This window comes from Candidatus Xenohaliotis californiensis (assembly GCF_963930935.1).
GTDB lineage: Bacteria > Pseudomonadota > Alphaproteobacteria > Rickettsiales > CAWVOK01 > Xenohaliotis > Xenohaliotis californiensis.
On the sequence record NZ_CAWVOK010000012.1, the window covers coordinates 1 to 10,153 of the forward strand.

General features: G+C 29.9%; 8 protein-coding genes. 2 read left to right on the forward strand and 6 right to left on the reverse strand.

Features of this window, described 5'->3' with window-relative positions; genetic code table 11:
- Both dapA and AABI72_RS01460 read right to left on the reverse strand, forming a co-directional pair.
- A partial coding sequence (gene dapA / locus AABI72_RS01455) for a 4-hydroxy-tetrahydrodipicolinate synthase (RefSeq protein WP_338363713.1) occupies positions 1–800 on the reverse strand: 800 nt, incomplete at its 3' end.
- Positions 801–956: 156 nt separating this feature from the next.
- Positions 957–2,501 carry a hypothetical protein gene (locus AABI72_RS01460; protein ID WP_338363715.1) on the reverse strand — a complete coding sequence of 515 codons (1,545 nt, stop codon included), beginning with the start codon at positions 2,499–2,501 and terminating at the stop codon, positions 957–959.
- A gap of 227 nt (positions 2,502–2,728) precedes the next feature.
- On the opposite strand from AABI72_RS01460, the gene mgtE reads away from it, so the two are divergent.
- Positions 2,729–4,108: a magnesium transporter gene (gene mgtE, locus AABI72_RS01465; RefSeq protein ID WP_338363717.1), complete on the forward strand. Its 1,380-nt coding sequence runs from the start codon at positions 2,729–2,731 to the stop codon at positions 4,106–4,108.
- Positions 4,109–4,256: 148 nt separating this feature from the next.
- Here mgtE and AABI72_RS01470 read toward each other — a convergent pair whose 3' ends face one another.
- Positions 4,257–6,491, reverse strand: coding sequence for an ATP-dependent RecD-like DNA helicase (locus tag AABI72_RS01470; protein ID WP_338363719.1), 2,235 nt, complete (start codon positions 6,489–6,491; stop codon positions 4,257–4,259).
- A 16-nt stretch (positions 6,492–6,507) separates the two neighbouring features.
- A complete protein-coding gene (locus tag AABI72_RS01475; protein ID WP_338363721.1) occupies positions 6,508–7,485 on the reverse strand; it encodes a patatin-like phospholipase family protein in 978 nt (325 codons plus the stop codon).
- 558 nt (positions 7,486–8,043) lie between these two features.
- On the opposite strand from AABI72_RS01475, the gene AABI72_RS01480 reads away from it, so the two are divergent.
- Positions 8,044–8,457, forward strand: coding sequence for a hypothetical protein (locus tag AABI72_RS01480; RefSeq protein ID WP_338363723.1), 414 nt, complete (start codon positions 8,044–8,046; stop codon positions 8,455–8,457).
- A gap of 155 nt (positions 8,458–8,612) precedes the next feature.
- Here the strand turns inward: AABI72_RS01480 and AABI72_RS04975 are convergent, their stop codons facing one another.
- Together AABI72_RS04975 and AABI72_RS01485 are read right to left on the reverse strand one after the other, a co-directional pair.
- On the reverse strand, positions 8,613–8,795 hold the full coding sequence (locus AABI72_RS04975) for a HisA/HisF-related TIM barrel protein (protein ID WP_410520595.1): 183 nt from the start codon (positions 8,793–8,795) through the stop codon (positions 8,613–8,615).
- A 16-nt stretch (positions 8,796–8,811) separates the two neighbouring features.
- Positions 8,812–9,030 (reverse strand): hypothetical protein, encoded by a 219-nt coding sequence (locus AABI72_RS01485; RefSeq protein WP_338363724.1) that lies wholly within the window; start codon positions 9,028–9,030, stop codon positions 8,812–8,814.
- Positions 9,031–10,153 lie beyond the last annotated feature (1,123 nt).

The following is a 10,153-nucleotide window of genomic DNA, read 5'->3' on the forward strand; positions in this document are numbered from 1 at the left end:
TCATTTAAAGGTGGCCTGACATTTCTGTTTTTTATTATGCCTATTTTTTTCATAAGAAGTTTAATTGGTATTGGATTTCTTGCTGTTGATAGTGCATTGCATATAGACCACCAAGTATTGATATTTATTTTGTTTCCATTAATACAGTTTTGGGTATTTTTTTGTACAACCATAGGCAGTGCATTAGATGCTACAGAAATAAGACCACTGGCTCCCATAGCACTCATTGCTGGCATCATGTGATCATCACCACAGTAAATTGCAATATTCTTAGCTATTGTTTTGTATTCCATGAAATTTTTGACACAACCACCTGAATCTTTTATGGCAACAAAATTTTTATGGTTGCATAGATTGCCTACTACCTCTGGTATTAGTTGAACACCTGTTCTTCCAGGGATATTATATAGAATTGCTGGGCGTGTTATAGTATTAAGTAGTTTTTCAAACCATGCTGTTTGCCCCAACAATCCTGGTTTTGTATACATTGGTGTTGCAATTAAATATCCTTGTATAGGTAAGTCTTCACAGAATTTAATCCATTCTGTAGCTATAGACATGTTATAGCTTGGCACTCCAACAACTATTTCAGTTGATAGGTTTAGACTGCAAGCATGCTTAAGTATACTTTCACATTCATGTCTTGCAAGAGATAATGCTTCACCAGTGCTGCCTAAGAGCACTAAACCATTTTTAGCATTTGCTTGTAATTTTAAGCAATATGATAGACTTTCATAATCTATGCCAAGATTATTGTTAAATGGTGTTATGCAAGCAGTCCATAGTGTTCTTTCTAGCATGACTTTATATATTTGTACTTATAGGATGTGAGATAATTAGTATTGGAATATACTTTAAATTTATTGTTAGTCAATACTTATGTTGATAGCAGTGGAAATAATTAACTAATAGATAATTGACTGGTGGTAATTATTACAAGAGCTTATTGTTTAGCATTAAAATATTGGTAACATTATATTTGCAAATAATCTTTGCCAATAATATGGCATATCAGTGTTTCCTTGAACTTCAATTGCTTGTTTTATATATTTATTCAGTTTGCTTGACTCTGTGATTGTTAATAATTGTTCACTAGATTCTAGCCACTCACTATGCTTCTCCCAAGTGCGTTTATCTTGTCTTGAAATTATTCCAATTTTCATTGGATCAATTGTAAGCATTTTAATAATTTTAGCCTTATTGTAATGCGCAACATTTTCTCCATTGGCAATTTGCATTAAAGTGTTAACTCCATTAGTTATTATCCCAGATACCGTAGTTGCTGCTGCTGCTATTTGAAAAATTTGACTTTTGTAAACTATCAAATAATTATCAGACAATAATGTGTTTTGTATTGTTTGATATTTGTTGAATTCATCACTATTAGCCTTGTTTTTTGCTGCATTCATCTTTCTCACAAAAGATCTTTTATTTTCTTGGAATACCCTTTTATCAAGATAATTTGGCATAACTTCTTTTAATTTTTCTATATCTTCTTTTTTGATTAGGATAAAAGAATTGTCACACATCTCATCGCTTGCATTGAAGTGAATATCCCATATGCTTATAGGTGTCATCTCACATGATTGTTTGTTGTTATTTTCACTGCAATATTGAGCTATTATATTTCTTTGCATATAATACATTTTATCAATTTGATAAAACATGCTTTTTAACCAAGGTGCCTTAGCTTTACCTAGTAACACATCATTATTGAGTATAAAAAATCTTTTAAGACCCATAGTATTTATTTTTCTCAATGTTTTGTGGTTAATTATACTATGTGCTAATGGATAGCTATAAAATAATGGCATAACCTTTATTATATCCTCACGAACTTCTACTTTGTTATGCATCATTCTATGGTCAATGACTATATCTGCATCAGTATAAAGCAATACTTCATTCTTTTTTCCAATTGTTTGCATTGCTACTTGACGTAACAAATCAGCAGCATATGCATAATCCTTTTTGTTTCTATATGCATTATGCAGATGTGTTTTATAAATCAAATGTAGACTATGGGTATATGGTTCTGCTATTTCTTGTTTGAACTTGTTAAAAATGTCACTATCAAGTACTATTTGCAAGTTAGTTTTGTTGCAGTAGTCTATATATGTTTTGGCTTTTGGTGCTTCAAGATCAAATTCCATCATAATCTTGGATATATTTTCATGATCAGTGGTTTGCAATTCAGCATTTTTTAAGAAATCATATACTTTATAATCTACTACTAAATGATTGGTGATATTTTTTCCCCCTAGTCCTTTTGCTTGTGCAAGAAGTAGTGGTATATACTCTTTCAATGCATCTCCATTACCAAGCCAGCAACTGTATTTATGATTTATTGGCTGTTTTGTTTCTATGGCCAAGTTTTTGTTTTTTAGTGCAATAGAGATGTTTGTTGGAGCATATTTAAGTAATTGGCTTATTGCTATTGTTGTGCAGAATGCAAAGAATATGATTAGTATATACCAGAATTTATTCTTGGTTTTTTTCATAATCAGATAATTTCCATATATTTATTGATATATTTAAGCAATTATTTATTGTAATGTATAGTACTATTGTCATTATATCTTTGGTCTATTGTTCTAAATATGTGCACTATATATGTTACTACTGTAGTTAGCATATAATTTTATGTATAATGCTTAATTTATAAGATGTATTTAATTGTTTTAATGCCACATGATTACATTGTTTGTAATTTTTTCTCTAGGATTTTATGACTGTTGATATAAAAAAAATAAGAGAACATCATCGCTATGAAATAGATCCCTTAATCAATGAGGCACTTGCTGATGCACTTGATGAGAGAAATGACACAGCTGCTGTATCAATAGTTAGTAAGCTTGAGGTTACTGATATTGTAGATTTTTTAAAGACTGCAAGCACTGAACAAAGAGAACATTTTGTTAAACTTTATGATTCAGATCTAGACCCACAGGTGCTCTTGAATATGGATGATGCACTGCTTAATTCTATCGTAGAAATGTTGGGCTCTCGTAATACGGCTAAGATAATCAGTGGCTTATGCTATGATGATATAGTTTATATAATGCGCACTATTGATGATGATGTGCGTGAGCATGTTACGCTTTTATTACCAAATGCAGTTGCAAGAATGTTGCATTTTGTATGGTCATACCCTAAAGAAAGTGCTGGACGTTTAATTCAGAAAGATGTTTTAGCTGTATTCTATGAGTGGTCTATTGAAACAGCATTGCAATTTTTAGGTAAAAGATATAGTCTTGTTGAAGACTTGCTGCAAGTTTTTGTGGTAGATGGCAATGGATGCCCAATTGGTTCTATTCCTACAGCAAGACTCTTTTTCTCAGATCCAAAGACTAGTATTGTTAATATTATGAGTAAGAACATTAAGGTTATAAGACCTGATATGGATCAGGAAGAAGTTGCTTATATTTTTCATAAGCATGGTTTGATTTCAGCACCTGTGGTAGGAAAGAATGGTGAGATGTTGGGCTATATTGCTTTAGATGATGTAGTTGAGGTTATGAACACAGAAATAGAGCAAGATATTTTTTATTTGGGTGGTATATCTGAGAATGACATGCATTCTACTGCTATACAAACTGCAAAGAGTCGTTTTCCTTGGTTGTTTATGAATGTTGTAATGGCTACAGTTACTTCATTGGTAATTGGTTTTTTTGATGGCACCATTGAAAAAATTGTTATTTTAGCAGTTTTAATGCCAATTATAGCATCTACAGGTGGAAATGCTGGAATACAAAGTGTCACAGTGATTATTAGAGGTTTGGTTAAAAGAGAGATTACAAGGATTAATTTATGGCGTGTTATTATAAAAGAAGTTTTCTCTAGTTTAATTAGTGGATGTTCTATGGCATTATCTGCATTTTTTGTGTTAATGTTGCTGTTTAATAATTTAGGCATAAGTGTTGTTTTTGCAATATCAATTATGTTAGTTTTTATGTTTTCCTCATTATTGGGTACTATGGTGCCATTATTGTTAAATTTATTTAAAGTTGATCCAGCAATAGCATCTTCTATTATTGTTACAACATGTACTGATATAGCTTCTTATTCTATATTTTTGGGATTGGCTACAGTTTTCCTTGCCAGTTAATCAATTGACTATAGTTATACTAGTTTGTTAAGCATAAATTTAAAGACAAAACATCACTCATACAGATAGTAATATGCCTTTATTACCAAATGTTTCACTCTATAATGGTGACAATTAACCTCTAGTTTTAACTAAACAGTCTAGCAAACTACCAAAATTTACTAGATGTATAATCTTTTACTTCTTTCTTTAAGAATTTATCTAGCTGTGAATAACGTTCTTTGGTATCTTTTGTTTTAATGCACATTGCTAATGCTTTTTTCTCTCCAATAATTATAACCAATTTTTTGCTTCTGGTAATTGCTGTGTATAGCAAATTACGTTTTAACATTGGATAATGCTGCATTGTTATTGGTATTATTACTGCTGAATACTCCGATCCTTGAGATTTGTGAATAGTTATTGCATATGCTAGGGTTATTTGGTCTAATTCATTTAGGCTGTAGCAAATAAGTTCATTTTCAAAGTTGATTATTAACTTATCATCATCACTGTTTATGTCTGTGATAAAGCCAATCTCACCATTAAATATTTTTTTATCATAGTTATTTTCTATTTGCATTACCTTATCGCCAACAACAAACTTTTGTCCATACTTAATAATTCCTTTTGCATTAGAGTCTACATTAAGTTTGTCTTGTAGCATATTGTTTAAGTTAACTGTACCTGTTGAACCTCTCTTCATTGGTGACAGGATACATAAATCTGTTTTTGGATTAAAACCAAAAGCTTTTGGAATTCTTTTTGTTGCTATTTCAATTATCTTTTCTGCAAGAGTATTACGATCCTCAATGGGAATGAAATAAAAATCACTCACCCCTTTTTTTTGTACTGCTAGCATTTTGCCTTGATTTACATTATGTGCATTGATCACAATATTGCTGGTGTGCTGTTGGCGAAATATATGCATAAGTCTTACTACAGGTATTGTTTCAGAATTTATGATATCTAAAAGAAATTTTCCTGCACCAACAGATGGCAGTTGATCGATATCTCCAACAAGTATTAATGATGCAAAATTAGGCAGAGCTTTCACTAATGCATTAGCCATTGGCACATCAATCATTGATGCCTCATCTACTATTAACATATCAAGTTGCAGTTTATTTTCAGCATTATGTATAAATTTTCTTGTTTTTTGATCTATGCCTAGTGTTTTGTGTATAGTAGTAGCATTTTGCATTGTTGTTTCTTGCAATCTTTTTGCAGCACGCCCTGTTGGTGCACATAGTCTTATGGTAAGTTTTCTTTTATCTAAAATATTAACAATAGTTTTTAATATTGTAGTTTTACCAGTACCAGGACCACCTGTTATAACTAGCACTTTTGATTCAAGGGCAAGTTTAATGGCTTGTTTTTGTTTAGATTCAAGTGATATAGAGAGTGCTTTTTCTGTTTGTGCAATAATTTTATGATTGTTTTTGTTATACTGCATCCATTTTGGCGAACTGTGTTGATAAAGGCTGATAATGAATTCTGCTATTTGGCTTTCATATACATGAAATGCCTTTAGAAAGACTAATTCAGTATCACTATCATTAGAGTGTGTAAGTTGATCATTATCAATTTGTAATTGCAAAGCATTGGTAATTTTTTGATATGCAAATTCATTGTTCTCCAAATTAAGAAGTTTTATGCAGCTGTTTATCAGATTCTCTTTAGGTAATCCACAACTCCCCATGTTAGTTGCTTCTAATAAGCAATGATCAATTCCAGCTTTAATCCTGAATGCTGATGTGACACTGAAGCCAAATTTATTTGCTATTTTATCAGCTGACAGAAAGCCAATTCCTTTGATTTCTTTAGCTAATATATATGGATTTTTTGATACTGTTTCTATAGCATCATTGCCATATTTTTTATATATTTTTTGTGCCATTGATGGACTAATGCCATGAGAGTAAAGAAATAGCATTATTTCTCTTATTGTTTTACACTCCTGCCATCCAGTTGTAAGCATTGCTATACGTTTTTCTCCAATACCATAAATTTTTTTTAAAGCTTCTGGTGATGATTCAATAACTTCTAGTATTTTTACGCCAAAGTTATCAACAAGTTTTTCAGCAAACTTTGGTCCAATGCCTTTAATGATTCCAGATCCTAGATATTTTGCTATAGCTGAAGGTGTTGTTGGTTGTATTGTTTTAATTGACTTTATTTTTAATTGCAGACCATGATTTTTGTCATTAACCCATATTCCTGATATTTCTACATCCTCACCAGCTGAGACTGGTGGAGCTTCTCCTACTGCTATAATATCGTTTTTATGTTTTGCTGATTTAATTCTAATAACTGTGAAAGCATTATCTACATTATGAAAGATAACGCTTTCTATGCTTCCTGATAAAAAATATTCTTTGTCTATGTTCTGAACATGGTGCATTTGTTATTTTTATTTATTAGTTAGTAAGAGTTTTGGTAATATCATTAAATAGTGCATCATTATCTTCAATAAATTTTTCTGCAACTTCCAATAATTCAGGTACTTTTTTAAAGTCATCTATAATGTTTAAATTTTCAGGTATTTCTGGTTGTGCTATGTGGTATGTACCAACCTGATTTGATATACTAACTCCATCCCAGTAGGTTGAAGTGTTAGAAAGTAAAGGAATTAATTTTGTAATCCATCCAGTAATGCCATAATTTTTAAGTTCAATAGTATCCTCAGATACAATTCCAGTACCAACACAAACCATGTTAATATTTGACTCTGGAGTTCCTGGGTAAATCTTGAGAAATTCATGAAATGCAAGATCAGTTGGATTATTAGCCCATAGACCACCATCAACCTCAGAGATTTCTTTGCCATTGTTGAGTGTTAGTTTTTTTGGAGGGAAAATAGTTGGGGCAGAACAAGAAGCAGACACAATATCTTTCAGCAACAGATCATAGGTAATGTCTTGTTTTGCTATATCACTACTCCATATTCTTGGTCTAGCATTTGAGAGTGAAAATGTAGGAATTACTAGTGATTTTTTTGCTTTGGATAAAGTTTTTTTACTTACAAATTGGTCAATAGCGATCTCTAGCTGAGTATGTTCAAATTTAGCATTAAAAATATTTTCACTAGAATTACCAAATATTTTTGGCATACTATCCCTTAAGACTTGCATAAGATCTTTGGCATTATTTATTGAATCACTGCTTGTAAGTGCAGCCCCAATAATTGACCCAGAAGAAGTCCCAGCTATTAGGTCAAATAAAGATGATGTATTAGCACTACATCTTTTTTCAATTTCTTGTATAAGGCGTGCAGAGATAACACATCGTACACCACCACCAGCAATTACCAGAATTTTTTTTACATTATTGCTAGGATTACTATTTATGACTCTAGAAATTTGAGGTGGTTGTGCAAAGAGTAAATTTTTTTTCATTTTATAATCTTATGTTTGATAATTTACTAAATATTGTTTGTATCTCAATTTTTAATATTACACAATAGTTAGTTTAATAATTTTTTAATGTACATATAGGTGATTTTATTTTACTCACAAAACTAAGCTATTTCTAGTCAGGAAATCAGATGTTTATCATTTTTTGTACAGTGGAAAACAGTTTTATTGTTAATAATAGTTTTTGTTTATGCAATAATGCAATAATGTCTTTATAATTCTGCTAAGATTTATTGTATTCTTTATTTTTATGTATGATTCTTAGAAAAAATATATTTTATGTTGTTATAGAAAATATTACTGTTATTGTGATTATAGTTTTTATACAATAAATTTCATATATGTAATAATAATAGAATTCTTAAAGAAGCAAAATATAGATAGCAATGCAAAGTTATTTTGTTGAATTTTATTACATACTCTCTAAAGAATATAATTCTTTAAAAAAAGATTTTGTTTTACCTCAAATTTTTTAAAAATTTATTTATATTTTATTATGTATTATATAAAATAATTTAATTTATCAAAGAATAATCACAGATGAAAGAACAACAAACCAGCATCTCAGCAGTGCAGAAGCAGCATATTTTTGGTTATGCCAAAACTTTGGATAAGAATCAAAATTTAGAAACCCAGATTAAAATTCTAAAACAAAATAAATGTGATCACATTTATTCAGAGAATTTGATGATGAGTGAGAAACATCCAATATTAGATGACTTACTAAGTGCAATCCAAGTAAATGACATTGTTATGCTAACTGAAATGTCAGTATTAGCTATGGAATCTATGAGTAAAGCATTTTCAATAATTAGAACAATTTTAGAGAAAAAAGCTCATCTTTGCATATTAAAAAACCCTAGAATTAATACAGCAAATATTGATGAAAGACAAGAGTTGCTAAAATGGTTAGATGTAATTGAGAAAGCTGAAGGAACATGGCTTGATAAGTAATTTGTTTATTGCAATTGATTTTATTATCACATGGCTAGCACTTAAATCTAAGTTTTTTACATCTTTAATGCTTTAAATGCAAGCACTTCCTGAATTTTGAAGTTGCTATGCTTAATGATTTCAGTGATTAGTTTTATTCGCTGTTTTGTTGAGTCTCATACATCATTTATGTCAACTAAGCATAACCATTTTGCCCCCATATTTTTATATAGTTTTGCTGTTTCCATAGGAGAATCATTGTAGGATGTTTTTTGTTTGAAATTATCCTTATAAAGATGTACACATTGCTCATTAATTAAGTTTATAGCTGGATATATAATTATAGTTTTTTTAAGAATTTTTGTATTTGTCTCATTAAAATGCTCTGGATGAAATTAATAATTCTATGAAATTATCTTTTGCAACAATTGCAGAAAATTCTGTACCATAGTTGCATGTAGCAAGTGTATTATTATTTTTTTTGTGTATAGTAGCTATGTATGAAATAAAAATAGCTGTATTTTGACATATTGTGTAATAAGGAATAATCTTGCTTGAAGTAGATTTTGTTCCATCCCATGTGTTGGACAACATAATTTTATTTTTTTATTAAATGTACAATATCTAGCACTGGTTGAGTTAATTTATGTATGCAGTTAGTTAAATTTAATTTACACAAGTGACTCATTGCAGCATTTAATATACTTATGCCAAGCAAGACAACACAATTTGCTTGTTGGATTTGGTAGCATTGGAGGTCAGTACTCCTTTTACTAAGCATTTCACTGCAAATATTACTGAAGCTATTATCTATGCCACTATCTATTACAGTTATTAGCAGATTGTTGTTCATTGGAATTTCTTAAAAGCTCTAATGACTTTTTTATTCTGTGCATTTGTACCAATAGTAATATTGTAGTTTTTGGTTAATATATTATGTTTGTGAAAATGTTCTATACAGGCTTGTGCATTGCAAACAATAATGCATAAAAAATTAATCTGATTAGGATAGATTTTTTTCAATTTTGTTAAAAGATTGTAGTTTATTTTATATGCACTCTTTTTTTACAGATTATTTTGTTTTTTTACATAACTGTAAGAATTGATAGGTTTAATGCCTTTATAGCAATTTCTATAGTTGAATATGATAGTGGATAGGGAGCTAGCACACATTGTATATATAAGTAATAATTTTAGCAGAAGCTATATACATACTAAACATAAATCTGCTATTTCATATCTTTTTATGGGAGTTTATAGAATATAAGATTGGGATAGTTTTAAAATTTATTGAGAAATGAAGAATGGTTGGCAAATTCAATGCATGTCTCATCTACAACCAGTAGTCATTTGTTTTTAGTATAGCTAAAAGTGTTTCAATTATTTTTACAGAATGTGTTGTGGAAGATGGGTTGCTTAGGCTACATTGATGTAATATATAAAGGATTAAAAATTTTTTCAATAAAGCTATGATCAGTTTGTTGAATCTAAAGTGAGTAATGAATATACAAAAGAGAAAATTGCAAGAGAGAATCTGTTCAAAAATATTGAAGAAATAGTAAATTATTTAATGCTAGATGAAGTTAATTTTAATGAATTGAAAATATAGTAACCATATTTAATGCAAAATAAGAGATTTGAAGATTCTATAAAGAAAAAAGAATTTTGCATTATCAATTGGCACATTCAAGTTGTTGCAAGACAGTTTTTGGAAAGT